Annotated in this window: 19 protein-coding genes; 11 read left to right on the top strand and 8 right to left on the bottom strand. The window is 60.8% G+C overall.

What is annotated here, in order from left to right; translation table 11 throughout:
• The first annotated feature begins 62 nt into the window (after positions 1–62).
• The 4 genes from K1W69_RS11855 (at position 63) to K1W69_RS11870 (ending at position 5,131) form a co-directional block, all read left to right on the top strand.
• A complete protein-coding gene (locus tag K1W69_RS11855; RefSeq protein WP_220228556.1) occupies positions 63–575 on the top strand; it encodes a TRAP transporter small permease in 513 nt (170 codons plus the stop codon).
• 31 nt (positions 576–606) lie between these two features.
• Positions 607–1,905 (top strand): TRAP transporter large permease, encoded by a 1,299-nt coding sequence (locus K1W69_RS11860; RefSeq protein WP_220228557.1) that lies wholly within the window; start codon positions 607–609, stop codon positions 1,903–1,905.
• Position 1,906: 1 nt separating this feature from the next.
• On the top strand, positions 1,907–2,779 hold the full coding sequence (locus K1W69_RS11865; RefSeq protein ID WP_220228558.1) for an NAD(P)-binding domain-containing protein: 873 nt from the start codon (positions 1,907–1,909) through the stop codon (positions 2,777–2,779).
• A 105-nt stretch (positions 2,780–2,884) separates the two neighbouring features.
• Entirely contained in the window at positions 2,885–5,131 is a 2,247-nt protein-coding gene (locus tag K1W69_RS11870) for a DUF3604 domain-containing protein (protein WP_220228559.1), read from the top strand.
• 10 nt (positions 5,132–5,141) lie between these two features.
• On the opposite strand, the gene msrB is transcribed toward K1W69_RS11870, so the two are convergent.
• Complete coding sequence (gene msrB, locus K1W69_RS11875) at positions 5,142–5,645, bottom strand: peptide-methionine (R)-S-oxide reductase MsrB (protein ID WP_220228560.1); 504 nt, start codon at positions 5,643–5,645, stop codon at positions 5,142–5,144.
• A 155-nt stretch (positions 5,646–5,800) separates the two neighbouring features.
• Here msrB and argB point away from each other — a divergent pair, with 155 nt between their 5' ends.
• The 5 genes from argB (at position 5,801) to K1W69_RS11900 (ending at position 11,869) form a co-directional block, all read left to right on the top strand.
• Positions 5,801–6,706, top strand: coding sequence for an acetylglutamate kinase (gene argB / locus K1W69_RS11880; protein WP_220228561.1), 906 nt, complete (start codon positions 5,801–5,803; stop codon positions 6,704–6,706).
• Between the two features lie 748 nt (positions 6,707–7,454).
• Positions 7,455–8,000, top strand: coding sequence for a Csu type fimbrial protein (locus K1W69_RS11885; RefSeq protein ID WP_220228562.1), 546 nt, complete (start codon positions 7,455–7,457; stop codon positions 7,998–8,000).
• A 59-nt stretch (positions 8,001–8,059) separates the two neighbouring features.
• On the top strand, positions 8,060–8,446 hold the full coding sequence (locus tag K1W69_RS11890) for a fimbrial biogenesis chaperone (protein ID WP_258571087.1): 387 nt from the start codon (positions 8,060–8,062) through the stop codon (positions 8,444–8,446).
• Positions 8,447–8,574: 128 nt separating this feature from the next.
• The gene (locus K1W69_RS11895; RefSeq protein WP_220228564.1) at positions 8,575–10,890 is read left to right on the top strand and encodes a fimbria/pilus outer membrane usher protein; all 2,316 of its coding nucleotides are present in this window, start codon (positions 8,575–8,577) and stop codon (positions 10,888–10,890) included.
• 13 nt (positions 10,891–10,903) lie between these two features.
• Positions 10,904–11,869, top strand: coding sequence for a Csu type fimbrial protein (locus tag K1W69_RS11900; RefSeq protein ID WP_220228565.1), 966 nt, complete (start codon positions 10,904–10,906; stop codon positions 11,867–11,869).
• Positions 11,870–12,168: 299 nt separating this feature from the next.
• Here the strand turns inward: K1W69_RS11900 and K1W69_RS11905 are convergent, their stop codons facing one another.
• The gene (locus tag K1W69_RS11905) at positions 12,169–13,074 is read right to left on the bottom strand and encodes an EamA family transporter (protein ID WP_220229315.1); all 906 of its coding nucleotides are present in this window, start codon (positions 13,072–13,074) and stop codon (positions 12,169–12,171) included.
• Positions 13,075–13,179: 105 nt separating this feature from the next.
• Here K1W69_RS11905 and K1W69_RS11910 point away from each other — a divergent pair, with 105 nt between their 5' ends.
• The gene (locus K1W69_RS11910) at positions 13,180–13,890 is read left to right on the top strand and encodes a pyrimidine 5'-nucleotidase (RefSeq protein ID WP_370688258.1); all 711 of its coding nucleotides are present in this window, start codon (positions 13,180–13,182) and stop codon (positions 13,888–13,890) included.
• Here the strand turns inward: K1W69_RS11910 and K1W69_RS11915 are convergent.
• The 6 genes from K1W69_RS11915 to K1W69_RS11940 all read right to left on the bottom strand — a co-directional run bounded on the left by K1W69_RS11915 (position 13,866) and on the right by K1W69_RS11940 (position 20,001).
• A complete protein-coding gene (locus tag K1W69_RS11915) occupies positions 13,866–14,687 on the bottom strand; it encodes an ATP-binding cassette domain-containing protein (RefSeq protein WP_220228567.1) in 822 nt (273 codons plus the stop codon). The two genes, K1W69_RS11910 and K1W69_RS11915, sit on opposite strands and share 25 nt — an antisense overlap.
• Positions 14,687–15,676, bottom strand: coding sequence for an ABC transporter ATP-binding protein (locus tag K1W69_RS11920; protein ID WP_220228568.1), 990 nt, complete (start codon positions 15,674–15,676; stop codon positions 14,687–14,689). The genes K1W69_RS11915 and K1W69_RS11920 overlap by 1 nt, the downstream gene beginning before the upstream one ends.
• A complete protein-coding gene (locus K1W69_RS11925; RefSeq protein ID WP_220228569.1) occupies positions 15,673–16,512 on the bottom strand; it encodes an ABC transporter permease in 840 nt (279 codons plus the stop codon). Before K1W69_RS11925 ends, K1W69_RS11920 begins: the two co-directional genes overlap by 4 nt.
• Entirely contained in the window at positions 16,509–17,456 is a 948-nt protein-coding gene (locus K1W69_RS11930; RefSeq protein WP_220228570.1) for an ABC transporter permease, read from the bottom strand. The genes K1W69_RS11925 and K1W69_RS11930 overlap by 4 nt, the downstream gene beginning before the upstream one ends.
• Before the next feature lie 60 nt (positions 17,457–17,516).
• On the bottom strand, positions 17,517–19,007 hold the full coding sequence (locus tag K1W69_RS11935) for an ABC transporter substrate-binding protein (RefSeq protein WP_220228571.1): 1,491 nt from the start codon (positions 19,005–19,007) through the stop codon (positions 17,517–17,519).
• Between the two features lie 142 nt (positions 19,008–19,149).
• Positions 19,150–20,001: an LOG family protein gene (locus K1W69_RS11940; RefSeq protein ID WP_220228572.1), complete on the bottom strand. Its 852-nt coding sequence runs from the start codon at positions 19,999–20,001 to the stop codon at positions 19,150–19,152.
• 194 nt (positions 20,002–20,195) lie between these two features.
• Here K1W69_RS11940 and dapD point away from each other — a divergent pair, with 194 nt between their 5' ends.
• Positions 20,196–21,050 (top strand): 2,3,4,5-tetrahydropyridine-2,6-dicarboxylate N-succinyltransferase, encoded by an 855-nt coding sequence (gene dapD, locus K1W69_RS11945; RefSeq protein WP_220228573.1) that lies wholly within the window; start codon positions 20,196–20,198, stop codon positions 21,048–21,050.

Consider the following 21,050-nt stretch of genomic DNA (forward strand, 5'->3'; position numbering starts at 1 on the left):
GTCGCGGCCGCTGGACGGCTGATGTCCGAACCGTAACTTCCAACTGAAAAACAGAGGCGGCGATGAAGAAAATTCTGACCCTGATCGATCGCAAACTTGAAGAATTCATGATCGTCGGACTGATGACGATCCTGGTATGCGGCCTCGTCTACTCGGCCTTCGTCAGATATTTCGTCACGATACCCGCGCTGACAAGATTCACCTACATTTCCGAAGAAGCATCGATCTTCTCTTTCATCTGGCTGATCTATTTCGGCGCGGCCCTTGCGGCGCGCGACGGCGCCCATTTCCGCGTATCGGCCCAGTTTTCGCGCTTGCCTGAGCGGTTGAAGCCCTGGCGCTTTCTGCTGGCGGACATCGTCTGGGTGCTGTTCAACCTCTTCGTCGTCTATCAGGGCTACGAACTCGTTCGCATCACGACGACGCGGACCGAAAACAGCCTGGCGCTCGGCATTCCCATGTGGATCGTCTACCTGATCATACCTCTCTCCTTCCTGCTCACCAGCTGGCGCGTCGTTCAACGCTACATCCGCGGAGAGCATTTCAACGACACCGAGAAGGCCGCCGCCGTCTAGCCGCGGCCGCAGAGGAGCAGGAAACAACGCCATGGGCATCGACGCAGCCACCCTATCGGCCATCATCTTTTCCATGCTGGGCCTCTGTCTGCTTATCGGCGTTCCGATCGGCTACTCGCTCGGCATCGCCACGGTGGCGGGGCTCTATTTCAGCCCGATCCCGCTCATCTATATCGCCCAGACGCTCTATACCGGCACGGAGCTTTTTCCGCTGATCGCCATTCCGGGCTTCGTGCTCGCCGGCGACCTGATGATCCGCTCCAAGATCACCGACAAGCTGATCCGCCTCGTCTTCCTCTCGGTCGGCAACATTCCGGGCGGTCTCGGCGTCGTGACGGTTGTCGCCTGCGGGCTCTTCGCCTCGATTTCCGGCTCCGGCCCGGCGACGACGGCGGCGATCGGCGGCATCATGATTTCGGCCATGGTCAAGGCAGGTTATCCGCCGGCCTATGCAGCAGCCGTGACGGCGGCCGGCGGCACGCTGGGCGTGCTGATCCCCCCGTCCAATCCGATGATCATCTACGGCGTGGTCGCGGATCTTTCCATTCCGCACCTCTTCGTCTCCGGGGCCGTGCCTGGCCTGCTTCTGGTCGCCGTGCTGTCGGCCTATTGCTACATAACCGGCAGGATACGGGGTCTCAGAGGCAGCGGCGAAAAGCTGACCCTTCCGAAGTTCTTCATCGCCTTCAAGGGCGCCATCTGGGCGCTTCTGATGCCGATCATCGTGCTGGGCGTGATCTACACCGGCATGGCGACGCCCACCGAGGCCTCGATGGTCGCGGTGCTCTACACCATGATCCTCGGCTTTGCCGGACGCACGCTGAAGCCTTCCGACATCTTCGAGGCGATGGTGACGACGGGCAAGCTGACCGGCGCGATCCTGATCACGATGGGACCGGCCATGGCGTTCGGCAAATTGCTGACCATGTATCAGGTTCCGGTTCTGCTCGGGCAAGGCATCGGCGAACTGACGTCGAACCCGACGCTGCTGTTGTTGATGGTCGGCGGTCTGCTGATCATCGCCGGCACCTTCATGGAGGGTTTGAGCACGATCATCCTGCTCACTCCGGTGCTGTTGCCGGTGCTGAAGGCAGCCGGAGCAGATCCTGTGCAATTCGGCATCCTGCTCGTCGTGATGATGGAGATCGGTTTCCTCACGCCGCCGCTTGGCGTCAACGTCTTCGTCGCCTCGGCGATCGCCAAACTGTCCATCGAGGAGATTTCGAAGGAACTCATTCCTTTGATCGCGGTGCTTCTCCTCTACGCACTCGTTATCATCCTTTTCCCCACAATCAGCACCTGGGGCTATCACTACATGACAGGCAGGTAGAATGGCGCGCATAGGTTTCATCGGACTGGGCAATATGGGCTTCCACATGGCCCTCAACCTGCTCGGGAAAGGCCATGTCGTGGCCGGCTACGACAGGGACGAGGGTCAGGTCGCAGCGTTCGGACAGGAAGGGGCAAAAGTCTGCGCCTCGGCGGCAGAAGCGGCGGAGGATGCGGAGTTCGTGATCACCATGCTGCCCGACGGGCCGGTGGTCGAGGAGGTCATGCTGGGCGCAGGCGGCACGGCCGCGGCGATGGCGCCGGGCGCATTGCATATCGACATGAGCACGATCCTTCCCACCCAGTCCGACGCAATTCGCGAAGCGCTGGCGGCGAGAGGCGTCACCATGATCGACGCTCCGGTCGGACGGACCGCCAGCGAAGCGCGGACGGGCAAACTGTTGATCATTGTCGGATCCGACAGCGAGCAGCTTGAACGCGCCCGGCCGCTGTTCGAGTGCATGGGAGATACGATCGTACATTGTGGAACAGCCGGCTCCGGCATCCGCATGAAGCTCGTCAACAATTACATGACAACGGTGACCAACCTCGTCACCGCCGAGACGTTGACCCTCGCCGCGTCCTGCGGCATCGAGACGGCGACCGCGCTGGAGGTTTTACGGGGTACGGCCGCCGGTCGGGGACATATTAACACGACCTACCCGGACAAGGTTCTCAAGGGCGACGTCACGCCCGGTTTCATGATCGCGCTGGCGCGCAAGGATCTGGTGCTGGGACTGAAAACAGCCGAGGGCGCCGGCGTCAAGCTGACGACAGGCGCCGCCGCGCTCGACGTCTATGATTTCGCTGTCGACGCGGGGCAGGGCGGCGAAGACTGGACATCGATATTGAACATTGTGCCCGACTTGCCGTAATGGCGACGTCACGGCCAATCAAACCACCGGACCTGAGGGGAACGACCGTTTCACTCTGGTCTGCATCCAAAGCATGCGCTCGCCGGGCGCCAGGAGTCACGGAATATGCCCTACTCGACCTATCGCCCCGACCTTATGGGCACAGCCGAACTAGAGGCGCCGGCGGAGATCGTTGCGGGTTCGATGCAGGAACTTGTCCTCACCTATCGGTGCGGGACCTTTGGCGTCGACGACACCGGCTCGATCAAGATCGGCTTCCGGTTCGCAACCGATATGGGACAGGTGCAGTTCGACGATCCGGCCGCGGCGGGCTTCACGACAGCCGAGGCGTCCAACGGCGCGCCGCTGCAGCTCAAATGGGAGTTCAAGCGCAATATCCGGCCGTGGAGCCGCTCGCTTTATGTAGGCGTCAGCGGCGACTATCTGTCGCCCGGCGACACGATCACCATCCGGTTCGGAGACCGGCGCCACGGATCTCCCGGCATCCGGATGCAAACCTACTGTGAAAGCGAGTTCGAGTTCCGGGTCTTCGTCGACGCCATCGCAACCTATGACTACGTGGCGCTTCCCGAAAGTCCGAAAGTGTCCATCGTTTCCGGGCCTCCTGTCCACTGGAAGGCGGTGCTGCCGACGCTGGTCAAGACAGGCGAACCATTCGCGCTTGGCCTGAAGGGCGAGGACAGATGGAGAAATCCGTCCCGTCTCGACGGGGTGCGTTTTGCCATCAAGCCGAGCGCTGCATTCGACGGATTGCCAGCGAGCGTCGAGGCCAGCCCTGGCGAGCGCTCGCTGCGCGTCGAAGGGCTCTGCCTTGCTTCGCCCGGCGAGCATGCGCTGGAAATCGAGGTCGAAGGCCACGATGCGGCGTTCCGGACCAATCCCGTCCGCGCCGAAGCCGATCCGGATTTCCTGCACGCCTGGGGCGACACGCACGGGCAATCCAACGAGACGCTGGGCACCAACGACGCGGCGGAATATTTCGCCTTCGGCCGTGATCTCGCCTTCCTCGACGTCATCGGCCATCAGGGCAACGATTTCCAGATCACCGACGAATTCTGGGCGGAGCTGAACGAGACGACGCGGGCCTTCGACGAACCGGGCAGGTTCGTGTGCTTTCCCGGCTATGAGTGGTCTGCCAACACCGCCGTCGGCGGCGACAGGAACGTCCATTATCTGAACGAGGGCGAGCCGATTTTCCGGTCCTCTCACGCACAGATCGAAAGCCTGAGGACCGAACCGGACGACGCCTGGACGGCGAAAGACCTCTTTGGGCGGCTCGATCCGGACAAGTGCGTGGTGGCGGCCCATGTCGGCGGGCGATACGCCGATATCGTTCATTCCCACGACGCGCGGCTGGAAACAGCCGTTGAGGTGCATTCCTCCTGGGGCACGTTCGAATGGATCGTTGAGGACGCCTTCAGGCAGGGCTACCGCGTCGGCATCGTCGCCAACTCCGACGGCCACAAGGGAAGGCCCGGCGCGTGTTATCCCGGCGCCTCGTTCTTCGGCTCGATGGGCGGCCTCACCTGCTTCCTGACGTCAGAAACCAGCCGTCTCGCGATCTTCGACGCGATGAAAAAACGCCGGCATTACGGAACAACGGGCGCGCGAATTTTTCTGAACACCGAAGCGCAGTTCGCCACGCCAGTGCGCTATTTCGACGGTGACCCGGGCGGCGGAGCGCAAAGCGTTGGCGCGACAAATGTTGCGCTGATGGGCGCGATCGTCGAGACCGATCAGGAAAATCTGCGCTACGTCGTGAACCTGACCGGCTCTGCTCCTCTCGAGCGGATTGATCTGTTTGACGGCCTGGAATGCCTCGAGACGATCCGTCCCTGGACGATAGACAAGCCGTCCCGCCGCCTTCGCATTGTCTACGAGGGCGCAGCCTCGCGCGGCCGCTCGCGAGCGATGCTATGGAACGGCGAGATCACGCTCGATGGAAACACCATCGAGAAGGCGCAATTGCTCAACAACTGGAATCTCGATCGGGGAATTTCAGACCAGTCGCCAAGCGGCCTGACATGGTCCGCGGTGACGACGGGCAATTATGGCGCGATCGATCTCTGGCTCGACAAGGCGGCCACCGGACACGTCAAGGTGCGGACATCGTTCTGTAACGCCGACCTTGATCTTGGCGGCTGGGACGGAAGCGAAATCCGGATCGACGCGGGCGGTCTGGGCAGCGGCATGCGCCTCTATGCCCTGCCCGAGACGATGAGCGAAACACGCCTCGATATCGAACGTCTGATTACGTTGCCGAAAGGCGCCGAGCGGCGCCTTTACGTTCGCGTGCAACAGGAAGACGGTCACCGCGCCTGGGCAAGCCCGACATACGTGATGTCGGTCTGAAGCCGGAGCGTCAGCCCGACTGGGTCGCTTTCGGCTCGAAGGTCAGCGCAACCCCGTTGATGCAGTGACGCTTGCCGGTCGGCGGCGGACCGTCGTCGAACACATGGCCGAGATGGCCACCGCAGCGGCTACAGTGCACTTCAGTGCGCGTCATGAAGAAACTGCGGTCCGTCTTCGTGCCGACCGCGCCGGGCAACGCCTCGTAGAAGCTCGGCCAGCCGGTGCCGCTCTTGAATTTGGTTTCCGACGCATAAAGCGGGAGATCGCATCCGGCGCAATTGAAGGTGCCGGCGCGCTTTTCATTCAACAGCGGGCTGGTGAAGGCGCGTTCCGTCGCTTCATGGCGCAGGACCGCGTATTGCTCGTCGGTGAGCATGGCCTTCCATTCCGCGTCCGTATGGGTGACTTCGAATTCCTCGCTCGCCTGCGCGGGGCCCGACATGTGTCTTGCCGCAGCAAAGGCGCCCACTGCGGCGACGGCCGCGCCTGACAGGAGTGATCGACGATTGATCATTGTTCCGTCTCCTTCTTTCTCGAACCAAACATAATAAAAATCGTGATGACGTTCCCATGAACTTTTCGCGAGTGGCATGTGTTTTCGCCCGGGAAGAGGCAATTGCCCCTCGCCTGCAATGCCGCTACAACACCGCAAATCAAAGGGGATACTTCATGACCGACATCACGACAGACAAGGGCGGCAAGGCTGAACTGCAGGCGGAATTCCTCGCCGAGGCGCTGCCTTACATGCAGCAGTATGAAAACCGCACCATTGTCGTGAAATACGGCGGCAACGCCATGGGCGACGACACGCTCGGTCAGGCCTTCGCCCGCGACGTGGCGCTGCTCAAGCAGTCGGGCATCAACCCGATCGTTGTTCATGGCGGCGGACCGCAGATCGGCGCGATGCTCAACAAGATGGGCATCGAATCGAAATTCGAGGGCGGACTGCGCGTCACCGACGAGAAGACGGTCGAGATCGTCGAGATGGTGCTCGCCGGCTCCATCAACAAGGAAATCGTCGCGATGATCAACGCCGAGGGCGAATGGGCCATTGGCCTGTGCGGCAAGGACGGCAACATGGTCTTCGCCAAGAAGGCGCACAAGACCATGATCGATCCGGATTCCAACATCGAGAGGATCCTCGATCTCGGTTTCGTCGGCGAAGTCGTCGAGGTCGACCGCACGCTTCTCGATCTGCTCGCAAAGTCCGAGATGATCCCGGTGATCGCGCCGGTGGCGCCTGGACGCGACGGCCATACCTACAACATCAACGCCGATACCTTCGCCGGCGCCATCGCCGGGGCGTTGTCGGCCTCGCGCCTCCTGTTCCTGACCGACGTTCCGGGCGTGCTCGACCGGAACGGAAACCTCTTTAAGGAACTCTCGGTCGGCGAGGCGCGCGCCCTGATCGCCGACGGAACCATTTCCGGCGGGATGATCCCGAAAGTCGAAACCTGCATCCAGGCGATCGAGGCGGGCGTCGAGGGCGTGGTCATTCTCAACGGTAAAACACGTCACGCCGTGCTGCTGGAAATCATGACAGAACACGGCGCTGGAACCCTGATAGTTCCATAAGATATTGTTTTATTTATATATTTCCAGAAATTGGGTTTGTTTCGGTAAATCTGGGTTCGTTTCGGGATTCCGGTTTTTCGCCGGTTTTCGGCGTTACCTCGATCTGGCTTTGTTTCGGGAATCCGCGTTTTCAGGCTTCAGGCGCCCGGTCGCGCAGACTTCGCGCCCGTTTTCTAGCATGAAACGCGCCGGAATGCACCAGAAATGTTCATTTTTTGTTCTGCGTTCCCGGTAAACTCCGATATTTTCGAGATGAGCCACACTTGCCACCAAAATTAGGTAGTGAACGCATCCTGAATTCTATTATAGATTGTGCTTGACGGACGGATGCATTCTTGGCATACGAAGGCCGTTTTCGCAGGGAGTCGGGCAAACACAGGTCCGGCGACCAGATTTATCAGATTTCAAATTTGGAGAGTTGTTACAGAAAATACGGAATACATTTAATGACTTCCACCTGGTTACAGGCGCCTTTTGTTCGGCATCGCGTTTACAGAAATAGAGCCAACGAACAAGGCGTTCACAACACCGCACCTTGTCTCGCGGACCAATCGTTCGCACCGAAGTCAGCAGCATACACCCAGCACTCACTCCAGGTTTTAATCCGCCCCGCGTCCGGCTTCTTGCCGCGTGCGCGTATGGATCCAACGCATCCGGGTTCATCGTTCGAGGAAGGAGCACCGCGAGACGAATACACGAGATCAAGACGGAAGCGCATATATTCACGGCTTCCCGCAATTTTCACAATATGGCCGTCGATCCAAAATTAATTGAGCATAAAAGGCAAAAAATCATGAAGCATATTTTTCCTATAACGAGCGTCGTCACATTTCTTTTCGCATCGCCGGTATTGGCGCAAACAGCAACAGCCGAGTTCGGCGTCAGCCTGACGATTACGGCTGAGTGCACTCTTTCCGCAAGCGACATCACCTTCCCTTCAACCGGTATCGTGGATACCCAGATTACTGCAACCGCCGACCTGTCTGTGGAATGCACGAACGACTCTCCATTCGAAATCGGTTTAAGCGGAGGAACGTCCGGCAATACAGGCGCTCGCGTTCTGACCAATCTCGATGGAGACACTGTTTCTTATCAGCTCTATCAGGACAATAGCTACACGACTGTGTGGGGCGACGACGACGCCACCACCAAGTCCGTAGAGTCGGCAACCGGCAGCGAGGAAGCACACACGATCCATGCTGTCGTCTCTTCGGGACAGAATGTCCCGACCGGCACTTATACCGACGCCATTACTGCAACGATCTGGTACGGCAGCGCGCTGCCAACCGAGTGATAACAAGGGAGTGCGAGACAATGCGCCCTTTCTTTCTCGCTGCAGCATTTGTTTTGTCGATGTTGTTTAGCGCATCCGCCGTGGGATCTACTCTTCGAGTCGCTCCCACCTCCCTGGACCTCGGGAACGGTGCAAAGACTGCGTCCGTCAGAGTGTGGAACGACGAAACCGATCCGGTCACCATACAGGTCCGGGTTTTCAGGTGGACCGTGGAGAACGGCAAGGATGTGCTTGAACCGACGCGCGATGTGGTCGCCAGCCCGCCCATATCGAAACTGGCTCCAGGTACGGAGAACATCATTCGTATCGTCCGTGTAGCGAAGCTACCGGTCAGGGGTCGGGAATCCTACCGTCTGATCATCGACCAGCTGCCGGACCCGTCGCGCCGTCAGACGGGAATGATCAACATCCTCGTCCGTCATGCGATCCCGGTTCACTTCCACTAGGCTGCGTCGCTGCACTAACCATGCAAGTCCGATCCACTTTGACCAGGGAGCCATGCTGTCTGGCGGCCCTGGCGCTTGTGGCCGCTCTTACGGGATATGCTGACACTGCAACTGCGCAGACGACCGATATGTCCATGCTCGATGGCGCATACGCATTCAGTCACGATCTGCAGCTCGAGGTATTCATCAACGGAGTCTCGACCGAACTCATCGCTTCGGTTCGCCTGGAATCCGGAGGAATCCTGTCCATGGATCCCGAGCAATTGCGCAATGTCGGCATTCAGCCCGTCAAAGCGGCAAAGCGGCCGGACGGCAGAATCGATCTGTCGCAACTGCCGAATGTTTCTGTGGTCTATGACGGCGCCTCTCAGACCCTTTCCTTTTCCGCTTCGAACGCAGAGCGTTCTCCACGCATTGTATCGGCGAGCCGGGGCAATGATCCTTTGACTGGCGACAACCCGCAAAACCACGTGGAGACCGGTTTCGGCGGGCTTATCAACTATTCGATCAATACAAGCGGGTACTACGGTTTTGACACCTCCCGTTACGGGCATGGAGGCATAAGCGGCGCCTTCGAAAGCCGAGTATTCAGCCCCGCCGGAGTACTGTCGAATACCGCTGCGCTTTCACTGGGTGAAGTCCGGCGCCTGGAGTCCTTCTGGACCTATTCCAATCCGAATACGATGCGAACCTATCGCGCCGGCGACCTGATCACCAGCGGACTGAGCTGGACGCGCCCTACACGCCTGGGCGGAGTTCAGATACAGCGAAACTTCGGGCTCCGCCCGGGACTTGTGACCGTGCCGATTCCCGGTTTCGCCGGCACCGCCGCAGTTCCGTCGACTGTCGACGTTTTTCTCGGCAATACGAGGCGGTTTTCAGGACCGGTGCCGGCCGGACCTTTCGAGATCGCCGACATGCCCACCGCCACAGGCCCCGGCACAGCGCTCATCGTCGTTCGCGACGAAACCGGCGCAGAAGTCGTAACCGAAGCCGAATATTTCATCTCCGACAAACTCCTGCGAACCGGTCTGCTGGACTATTCTCTCGAACTGGGTTTCCCCAGAACCGGATACGGCTCCCAATTCGATATGTATGACGAGCGACTGATGGGATCGGCCAGCATCCGTTACGGAGCGCTGGACTGGCTTACGCTGGAAGGGCACGCGGAAGGCGGAGAAGGTTTGATCAATGCCGGCATGGGCGTGGTCGCCGGCCTCGGAAAATGGGGCGTCGGCTCACTGTCGATGTCCGGCAGCACCACAGGAGAAGAGACCGGGATTTTCCTTTCGGGGGCCATCGAGCTCGAAATCGCCAGCGTCCATGTAGAAGCACGAATGCAACGCAGTTTCGGCGCGTTCAACGACATCGCATCCTATACATTCCGGACTGCCGATGACGACGGGCATCCGAACTGGTCGGGCGCGGTCCCGCGCGCCCTGGATCAGATATCATTCTCGTTTCCGCTTACCTTTCTGGAAAAAACCAATCTGAACCTGAACTTCACCCGGATTGAGCGGTTCGACGGCGATCAGCAGAGCGTTGCCTCGGCCTCCTTCTCCACGCCGCTCTTCGACGGCACGTTCTCGGGTTCGGCCTATGCTGACATGGAACGCAATGAATACGGTGTGCTGGCTGCGTTTTCCAGGCCGCTCGGCGGCGATATGACATTGAACTCGTCATCGAACTCGATCGCCGAAGGCCTCTCCTCCATCGCCTCGGTGGGACGGCCAGCCAGTGAGGAAAACGGAAATTTCGGCTGGGATTTCGCCTACCAGCAAAATGACAAGCCGATTGTGACCGCTACCGTAGAAAAGCGCATACCCATAGCCAAGCTGTCGGCTACGGTTCGCCAGCGCGGTGAAAGCCTTTCGGCGAGCGGCCGGCTCAGCGGCTCAGTGGTCGCAGCCGGCGGCGGCGTCTTCCTGACCAACCGCATCGACGACGCATTCGCTGTAGTGGACGCCGGCGCCAGCGGTGTTCCAGTATTGCTGGAAAATCAGGAGGTTGGCGTGACCGGACCTCGCGGCAAGTTGCTGATCCCCGATCTTCGCTCCTACGAGCGCAACCGGATCGGCATTGATCCAATGGACCTGCCTCTCGATGTCGTTGTCGACAGCACTGGCCGCAAGGTCGTGCCCGCCGGCCTTTCCGGTGTCGTCGTCGAATTCACCGGCAGTCAGGAGGGCGGCTCCGCACTGATCACTTTCCGGGACGAGAATGGAGACTTCCTCGAGGTCGGAACCACCGGAAAAACAGAGGGGTCCTCCGAGCCGTTTGCGGTCGGTTACGACGGCCAGGCGTTTATCGAAAATCTCGGCGCCCGGAACCGTGTCACCATGACCCGCACCAGCGGCGCAAAATGCATTGCAGAATTCGAATATGCCAGACAGGCCGGCGCTCAAGTCATGTTGCCCGACGTCACCTGCATCGCGATCCAATAGGAAAGTCACTCAATTGCTTACACGCACCCTCCTCGTCCTGGTCCTTTGCAATCTGGCAGTCGCCCTGTTTCCCGCCGACGCAGCCGCAACAAGTTGCAGTATTCCCTCACGGATTTCCGTGGATTTCGGCGACGCCGATACACTGACGGGCAACACCGCAACCGCAACGGACATTACAATTGAATGCTCGAATTTGGGCTCCGCCACAGCGGTTACCCTATGCGCCAATTACGGCCCGGGTTTCGGAGGCGGTTTCAACGGAGCGGACCGGTGGATGAGCGCCGGCTTCTACGAAAAGCTCTATTACAGGTTTTACACGGATGCGGCGCACACGACGTTGTGGGGACATTCCGATCATCCGCAACTGGGATCGCCACAGCGCATCGTCCTGCCGGTTACGCAGGGGACCGCATCCGGAGTGGTGACCCTTTACGGCCTTCTCTCGGGCGCACAGCCAACGGCTGAGCCGGACACCTACCGCGACACAATTTCCTGGCACTCCGTCCGGTTCTACTACGCCGCCGGAGATTCATTGCAGTGCGACGCCGTGACCGGCGCATATGCGACAAGTCAGCAGGTCAAGGTCAGCGCCAAGGTGGAGGCCAACTGCCTTGTCGAAGCAGACGATCTCGATTTCGGCAGCGCTTCCGGAAACATCACGCACAACATCGATGCCTCGACTTCGCTTTCCGTGACCTGCACCGCCGGGACAAAATACTGGATTTCACTGGACGACGGCCAGGCCGGAACGTACGACCCGGCGAATCGACGCATGCAATCCGGCACAGACATGATCAGCTACGGCCTCTACACGGACGCAGCCAGGACAAATGCCTGGGGCTCCGGCTGGGACTCGGTGTTCGGCACAGCAAGCGGCGGCGGCGTCGACCTCCCCGTTTATGGTCGAGTTCCGCCCCAGTCGTCCGTACCGCCAGGCGTCTATACCGACACTGTTGTGGTTACGATCACCTATCTATAACGCTGACGGCGGATGCCGGGCGCGTGCTCTGATCAAGGGATGAATTCGCATAAATATCATATGGTTATGTTGCAGTTTCATAACACCCGAAGCAATAAAACAGGTCTGCGCAGCATCTGGCTTTGTTTCGGGTAATGCGGTCTCGGGCAATCTGGCTTTGTTTCGGGAATCCGCGTTTTCACGACTCTCACGCCTCCAGGCGGGCGGAATTCAACGCGCCTCATATAGCATAAAACGAGGCGAAACGCACCCATAAAGTTCTTGTTTCGTTCCTGTTCGAACGTACGCCGCGACCTTCGTCAGGTCACGGCCACCAGAACGATCACGCCCGCGACAATCAGCAATGTACCGGCGATTTCCAGGCGACTGACCGTTTCCCGGAAAATGAAGACCGATGAGGCGTAGGTGAAGATGATCTCGACCTGCGCCAGCACCTTCACATAGGCCGCCTGCTGCAGCGTCATCGCCATGAACCAGCCGAAGGAGGCGGTGGCGCCGGCGAGACCGACAATCAGCGCCGGCTTCCAGGCCGCGGCGATGCGGCTGATTTCCTCACGATCGCGCCAGAGCATCCACGCGAACATCACCACCGTCTGGAAGACGATGACAAAGGCGAGCGTGACGGCGGCCTGCATCATGAAATTCGGACCGCCCAGCGACAGCGACGCCGCGCGGTAAGCCACGGCGGCGATGCCGAAACCCGTGCCCGATGCGATGCCGATCAGGGCGATGCGGCTGAAAATCGCGGTGAACAATCCGGTCCAGCTCATCGGCCCACGGGCGACGGACAGGATCATGACGCCGAAAACCGCAATGGCGATCGCAACGAGGCTGCCCGGGCTCATGGTCTCGCCCAGGAAAATCAGTCCGAATAGCGCCGCCTGAGCCGGCTCGGTGCGTGAGTAGGCGGTGCCGACCGTGAAGTTTCGAAACGAGAAGAGGTAGACCAGAAGCAGGGTGCCGGCGATCTGTCCCAGCGCGCCGACAATCGCCCAGACGAAGAAGGCGCCGTTGAGGTCCGGAAAGGCGAACCCCGCTCCGTAACGAAGCGCCAGCACGAAAAAAATAGCGAAGGGAAAGCCGAAACCGAAACGCACAAAAGTGGCGCCCGTCGTTCCCATGACGCCCTTGAGATGTTTCTGCATTGCGGAGCGGACATTCTGCAGGAACGCAGCCGCTATCGTGATGGGAATCCAGAGTTCCATATCCGACGTGACTAGAGACAAATATTGGATTTGCCAATGGAGCCCGATAGGTTTTATGCAAGGACGACAGACTTTTCAGCTCGAAGCGTGGCGCCAACACACATGATCGACAACCTTCCCAAGAAATCAGATTTCGATCGCATTACCGAATGGGTATTCGATCTCGACAATACGCTTTACCCGCGCCACACGGATCTGTTCTCACAGATAGACCGCAACATGACCGATTATGTATCGACATTGTTGCGCCTGCCGCGTGAAGAGGCCCGGGAATTGCAGAAACAATACTACCGGGATCACGGCACGACGCTGAACGGACTGATGAACCTGCACAACATTGATCCGAACGACTTTCTGGAGAAAGTGCACGACATCGACTACTCGTGGGTCAAGCCGGACCCGGCGCTTGGAGAGGCGATCCGAACGCTGCCCGGCCGCAAGTTCATCTTCACCAATGGCGATCTCGGCCATGCGCAACGCACCGCCCGCGCCCTCGGCATTCTCGATCATTTCGACGAAATATTCGATATCCTTGCGGCTGGCCTGACGCCGAAACCAGCGCGCCAGACCTACGATCTGTTCCTGGAACAGCATGGCGTCCACAGCGAGCAGGCGGTGATGTTCGAGGACCTGCCGCGTAACCTTGTCGTGCCGAAGGATCTTGGCATGGCGACCGTGCTCGTTGTTCCCCACAATCTGGACCAGGCGCTGGGCGAGGCCTGGGAACATGATGGCCGCGAGGGCGAGCATATCGATTATGTGACGGACAATCTGGCTGACTTTCTCGGCCATTACCTGTCGGTCGCGGCGGACTGACCGTCCCTTGCCGCACGCCACCCGGCCGCGGCCATGAGCGAACGCGTGTAGGCGTTCCGCGACCTGAACATGACATCGTCCGTCGGACCATCATCAACGATCTCGCCCTGTCTGAGCACGACAATCCGGTCGCTGATGCTCGATACGACCTGCAGGTCATGGCTGATGAAGAACAGGCCGAGACCCATATCGTCGCGAAGATCCATCAGGAGATTGAGGATCTGGGCCTGGACGGAAACGTCGAGCGCCGAAACAGCCTCATCGGCAATAAGGAGATCGGGGCTGGTGACAATGCCCCGCGCGATCGCAATTCGCTGGCGCTGGCCGCCCGAGAATTCATGTGGATATTTGCGGGCGTCTTCAACCCGAAGCCCCACTCTTTCCAGAACCGCGTTCACCTGCGATTCAATGACCGCCGGCTCTTCCCGACGAAGCACGCGCAACGGTTCCGCGACGGACCAGCCCACGCGCCGGCGCGGATCGAGCGATCCGTAGGGATCCTGAAACACCATCTGGAAACGCGGCCGCAAAGCCTTGAGCTCCGGCTTCGACAGGCGGGCAAGGTCCTTCCCGTCGAAGCACACGGCCCCTTCATCCGGACGTTCGAAACCCATTGCGAGGCGTGCAAGCGTCGACTTGCCTGACCCGCTTTCTCCAACCACGCCCAGCGTCTCGCCTCGCGCGAGCGTCAAGCTGACATTGCTGACCGCCGTGAGCGGCGCCGGCGCCCGGAGGAGCGAGCGTCGCGGCAAGGCGTAGCGGCGGGTTACGCGATCCAGCTGGAGAAGCGCAGGCATCAGACGAACGCCTTTTCGATCGGGCGCGCATGGCCGGCAAGAACTTCGCCGGTGTGATGACACGCCACGGTTCCGCTCCCCTGAGTTCGGCGCGGGGGCGCCTGCTCACGACAGTGCGCGAGCTCCACGGGACAGCGGCCGGAAAACCGGCAGCCAATTGGCAGATCCTTCAAGGGCGGCACGGCGCCCGGGATTGTCGGCAGTCGCAGATCGCGCTGCCGCGCGGGCCGGAAGCGTGGACGGGTTGCAAGCAATCCCCTGGCGTAGGGGTGCGCGGGCGCGACGAGGAGCGATTGCGTCGGCGCCTGCTCGACGATATCCCCGCCATACATGATCATGACCCGCGTGGTGGCGCGGCGAACCGCTTCCAGATCATGGCTGATGAACAGCAAGGCCATGTTGCGCCGCTTGGACAACTCGACCAGCAGCGTGATGATCCTGAGCGCGACATTGGCGTCCAGCGCCGTCGTCGGCTCGTCGGCGATCAGAACGTCCGGATCGCAGGCAAGCGCCAGCGCGATCAACACCCGTTGCCGCTGACCGCCGGACAGTTCATGCGGGAACTGGCGAAAGCGTTGCTCCGGCTCCGGGATTCCCGTTTCCTCGAACAGCGCCAGCGCTTTCCTTCTGGCGTCTGCGCGCGACAGTCCGAGATGGACCCGCATTGGCTCCATGACCGTTTCGCCAACACGACGCAGGGGATTGAGCGCCGACATCGGCTCCTGAAAGATCATCGCCAGGCGGCGCGCCCGCAGGTTCCGCCAGGCAGCCTCGTCGCTTCCGGCCATTTCCACGCCGTCGATTTTCAGGGACCCGCTCATGCGTGCCGTCTCCGGCAGCATGCCCATGAGGGAAAGCGCAAGCACGGATTTGCCGCATCCGGATTCGCCGACGACGCCGACGCGGTCGCCGGGCGCAATCGCAAATTGTGCGTCGCGCACCGCGCAGCCCGCATTGAAATGGACCGACAGACCCTCGACCCCGATCATGCCGCGCGCTCCTTCGAGAGACGCGGATCCGTCATATCCCTGAGGCCGTCTCCCAGCATGCCGAACCCGATTACGGTGACGACGATGCACAGTCCCGGATAGATCGCGAGCTGTGGCGCGAGATAGAGCAATGTCTGGGCCTCCGCCAGCATCCGCCCCCAGGACGGCAGCGGCGGTTGTGCGCCGAGGCCGAGATAGGAAAGCGCGGCCTCCGCGAGAATGGCTACGGCGAATTCTATCGTCGCCTGGACAATCAGCGGCGCGGCGATGTTCGGCAAAACATGCTGCATGGAAATGCCAAAAGAGCCGACGCCGGCGGCCCGCGCGGCCAGAACGAAATCCCGCGTCCAGACCTGAATGGCGGCGGCCCGCGCGACCCGCGCGAAGACGGGCACGTTGATGAATGCGATCGCGACAATGGCGACGCCCAGCGAAGGCCCGAACACGGCGGCGAGCATTATGGCGAACAACAGCGCCGGAAACGCAAAGCCGAGATCGCCCAGCCGCATGATCGCGTCATCCGTCACGCCGCCGACGGACGCAGCGACCATGCCGAGCGCCGCGCCGGTCAGCCCGCCCAGCCCCACGGCGATGAAGGCGACGGCCATCGAACTCGCCGCTCCGGCCATGAGCTGCGACAGGACGTCTCTGCCGTACTGATCAGTCCCCAGCCAGTGTTCGGAACTCATGCCCTGGAACTTCCCGGCAATATTCATCTCGGCATAAGGATAGGGCGTCCAGACCAGTGACAACAGAGCCGCGCACAGCACGACAGCGAGCAGGACCGCGCCGATTGCTGTGTTCGCAGGCACAGCCGTGGCGAAGCGCCTGATCATCGCATGCGCCCTTTCAGTCGCGGATCGATCAGCAGATAGGCGACGTCGACGACGAAGTTTCCTGCGATCACTATGGCCGCAAACATCAAGACAAGAGCCTGCACCGTGAACAGGTCGCGATTGGCAATCGCCTGGAAGGTCAACCTGCCGAGCCCGGGCAGGTAGAAGACATTTTCGATGATGATCGTGCCCGTCACCAGAGCAGCGAACTGCATACCGATGATGGTGACGATCGGCACCAGCGCGTTGGGGAGCACGTGACGCCACAAAATACGGCTTCGCCCGAGCCCGGCGGCGCGCGCAGTGCGCACGAAATCCTGCCGCATGATCTCCAGCGCGGCGGACCGCGTGACGCGCGCAAGAACGGCCGACTGGACAAGACCCAGCGCAATCGTCGGCAGCACCAGGGCGCGCATGGCGGCGAGCGGCTCATCCCATCCGGGAAAACCGCCAGGCGGAAGCCAGCGCAATTTGACTGCGAACAGCAATACCAGAAGGATGGATAGCCAGAACGCCGGTAACGCAATGCCGAGTTGGCTGACGAACATGACGCCCCAGTCGCCGAAACGCCTGTGATCGGCGGCGGCCAGAACGCCCATGACCAGCCCCAGAATCATGGTAAAAAGCATGCCGGACAAGGCAAGCGACAGGGTGAGCGGCAGACGCTCCGCAATCAGTTCGCCGACCGGCACGGACCAGGCGTAGCTCTGCCCGAAATCACCGTGTACGGCGCCGGACATCCATTCGAGATAGCGACTTGCGACGGGCGCGTCGAGACCGAGCTCAAGACGCAGCGCAGCACGGGCGTCTTCGGTGGAATCAAGACCGAGAATGGTCAGCGCAGGATCGCCGGGAAGGATGTTCATCACCGCGAACACGATGACAGACACGGCGAGCAGCGTAAGAACAAACCCGATTGTGCGGCGGAACAGGAAGTACTGCATGTCCTGAAAAAGGAAAGAGCTGCCGCGGCGGTATACGACGCCGCGGCCGTTTCACTTCCGCTATTCAGACCAGCCTACGTCCGCGAGCGGCTGGAACAATACCGGAGAAGATGTCCAGAAGCCGCTGACGCCGTCGCGGATCACGGCGAGCTTGGGCAACTGGAACAGGAAACCGTGAACAGCCTGGTCGGTGACGAATCTCTGTCCTTCCGCCAGCAGCGCATTGCGCTTGTCCGGATCGGCTTCCGTTTCGATGCGCGCCCACAGCTCGTTGAATTCCGGATCCTCGAAGCCATAGAAGTAGCTTTTGCCGCGCGCAAAGTTGCCCATGTCGTTGGGGCTGGTATGAGCGATGATGGTCATGTCGTAATTCAGTTTCTTGTAGACCTCGTCCAGCCAGAAACCCCATTCGACATTCTCGATCTTCGCATCGATCCCGGCTTCGGCGAGTTCCGCCTGGATGATCTCGCCCGAACGGGCGGCATAGGGGAATGGCGGCAAACGCAGGGTCATCGTGGCGCCGGAGACGCCGGCTTCCTCGAACAACGCCTTTGCTTTTTCTGTGTCGTGCGGATAGGCGCCGGTGAGATCGACATAGGCGGCGCCGTGCGGGGGATAGAAACTGCCGATCGGAACCGCCCTGCCATACATGGCGCCATCGATGATTTCGTCGCGGTCGATCGCATGGCTGATCGCCCGGCGCACACGAATATCGTCAAAGGGCGGTTTCGCATTGTTGATGGCAAGGATGACCTCGCCTTCCGTGGAGCCGATCACGACATTGAAGCGGGGATCGGCTTCGAACTGCGGCAGGAGTTCAGGCGCGGGGAAGCCCGGAAAGGCGTCGAGTTCCTCGGACAGCAAGGCTGCGCTGGCGGCCGCCGGATCGGATATGAAGCGGAATTCGACCGTGTCGATCGAGACCTCGTCGGCGTCGCGATAATCCTCGAACTTCTTCAGAACCAGGCGGTCGCCGCGGGTCCAGGAATCGAAGGCGAAGGGTCCGGTGCCGACGGGCTTTGTCGCGTTGCCGTCCACAGTTTCGGGGCCGAGTATCGAAGCGTCGCCCTGGGCGAGATTGAAGAGAAGGAAGGCGTCCTTCTGCTTCAGCTTAACTTCGACTGTCCGCGGGTCGACGACCGTCACGGATTCGATCGGCTTGAAAATGCTCTTGGAAGGATTGGTGCTGTCTTCGGCCATGGCGCGGTCGAAGCTGAATTTCACGTCGTCGGCGTCGAAGGCGCTGCCGTCGTGGAATGTCACGCCTTCAACGAGCGTGAACGTATAGGTGAGGCCATCGTCCGAGATGGTCCAGCTTTCGGCCAGGTTCGGCAGGACCTCGCCCGCCTCGTTCACGGTCGTCAGCGATTCATAGACATTGTGCGCGAGCATGCCGTCGATCGACGCCGTGGCGTCCGCCGTCGGGTCGAGCGAGGTCGGCTCCTGCTGCATTCCGATGCGCAACTGCGAAGCAGCGGCCGGACCTGCAAGAAGCAGGCCGGCGGTCAAGACAAGGGCTGAAGAGGCAATCAGTCGGTTGAACAAGGTCATGGTCCGGCTCCGAAATAGGGGTTCCGGAACCATCATTAGCCGAACAATATAAAACGCCGGTGACGGCGCTGACGCTATCGCCGGCGTGTTCGCGAGACTTACGTCATGCCACGTGTTAGCGGGCTTTGACGATAGCCCCCGATCACTCCGTGTCCACGCCGTAGCGTTCGGCGATGATCGACCAGGCCTCCTCGGCCGTTTCGACGAAGCTGATCAGATCAAGATCCTCAGGCGCAATCGTGCCGAAATCGGCCAGCTCCTCGAAATTGACGACGCGGTTCCAGAACTCTGCGCCGAACAGGATCACCGGAACCCTGTCCATGCGTTCGGTCTGTATCAGCGTCAGCGTCTCGAAGAGTTCGTCCATGGTGCCGAAACCGCCAGGAAAGACGGCGACCGCCTTCGCGCGCATCATGAAATGCATCTTGCGGATGGCGAAATAGTGGAAATTGAAGCAAAGCTCCGGATCGATGTAGCGGTTGGGCGCCTGCTCGTGCGGCAGAACGATGTTGAGGCCGATCGACGGCGCCTCGACTTCCGAAGCGCCGCGATTGCCCGCCTCCATGACGCCTGGCCCGCCGCCGGTCATGACGACGAACTCGCTGTAGCCGGACAGGGCGGAATGCTGCGAGCACAGGCCTGCGAATTTGCGCGCCTCTTCGTAGTAGATGGAGGCCGCAGTGAGATTGCGCCGCTGGGTTTCGTTGCGCGCCGCGGCGGGTTTTTCTCCCGGCGCCGGTATGCGCGCGCCGCCCTGGATGACGACGGTCGATTTGACGCCGCGCTCGCTGAGCAGCATTTCCGGCTTCAGCAGTTCGAGCTGCAGACGCACCGGCCGCAATTCCTCCCGGCACATGAAATCCTCGTCGACGAAAGCGAGACGATAGACAGGCGAGGTCGTTTGCGGCGTCGACGGCGTCTGCCGGGCGCGTATCGTATCGGTCCGCGATGTCGGAAGCGGATCCCAGCCATCTTTCTTTGGATTGAAACTCATGGATTTTCCTTTCGCGATGCCGCCGTCGCCCCGGCGCGCGGGCCGCTGATTGACGCCCCGCTTTTCCTCCCTTAGTAGCTTGTCCGCAGACAAAGCATGACCAGCGCATGATCAACGCCAGCCGATCCAGGCCGGTTCCGGCCAACCGCCAGAATAACGCCCCGACCGTTAAGGAAACCTCCAAGGAATACACGATGAGCAGAACAGACCTCGCCGCACTGGAAAAGACGATCGACGCCGCCTTCGACAACCGCGATTCCGTCGGCACATCGACAAGGGGCGAAATCCGCGACGCGGTCGAGGAAGCGTTGAACCTGCTCGACAGCGGCGCGGCGCGCGTCGCCGAACGGGCCGACAGCGGCGACTGGACGGTCAATCAGTGGCTGAAGAAGGCGGTGTTGCTGTCGTTCCGGCTCAACCCGATGGACGTTATCAAGGGCGGCCCCGGCGACGCGCACTGGTGGGACAAGATCCCCTCCAAGTTCGAAGGCTGGAGCGCGCACGAGTTCGAACGCGCCGGTTTCCGGGCCGTGCCGCACTGCATCGTGCGCCGTTCCGCCTATATCGCGCCGAATGTCGTTCTCATGCCCTCCTTCGTCAATCTCGGCGCCTATGTCGGCGAGGGAACGATGGTCGACACCTGGGCGACCGTCGGCTCCTGCGCGCAGATAGGCAAAAATGTTCACCTGTCGGGCGGCGTCGGCATTGGCGGCGTGCTTGAGCCGCTGCAGGCCGGGCCGGTGATCATCGAGGACAACTGCTTTATCGGCGCCCGCTCGGAAGTGGTCGAAGGCTGTATCGTGCGCGAGGGCTCGGTGCTCGGCATGGGCGTCTATATCGGCCAGTCGACGCGCATCGTCGACCGGGAGAGCGGCGAAGTTTTCTACGGCGAGGTTCCGCCCTACTCCGTGGTCGTCGCAGGCTCCATGCCGGGCAGCACGGATACGGGCAACAAGGCCGCGCCGCATCTCTACTGCGCGGTGATCGTCAAGCGGGTGGACGAAAAGACGCGGTCGAAGACCGGCATCAACGAGTTGCTGCGGGCCTGA

This window comes from Flavimaribacter sediminis, assembly GCF_019492055.1.
GTDB classification, from domain to species: Bacteria; Pseudomonadota; Alphaproteobacteria; order Rhizobiales; family Rhizobiaceae; genus Flavimaribacter; species Flavimaribacter sediminis.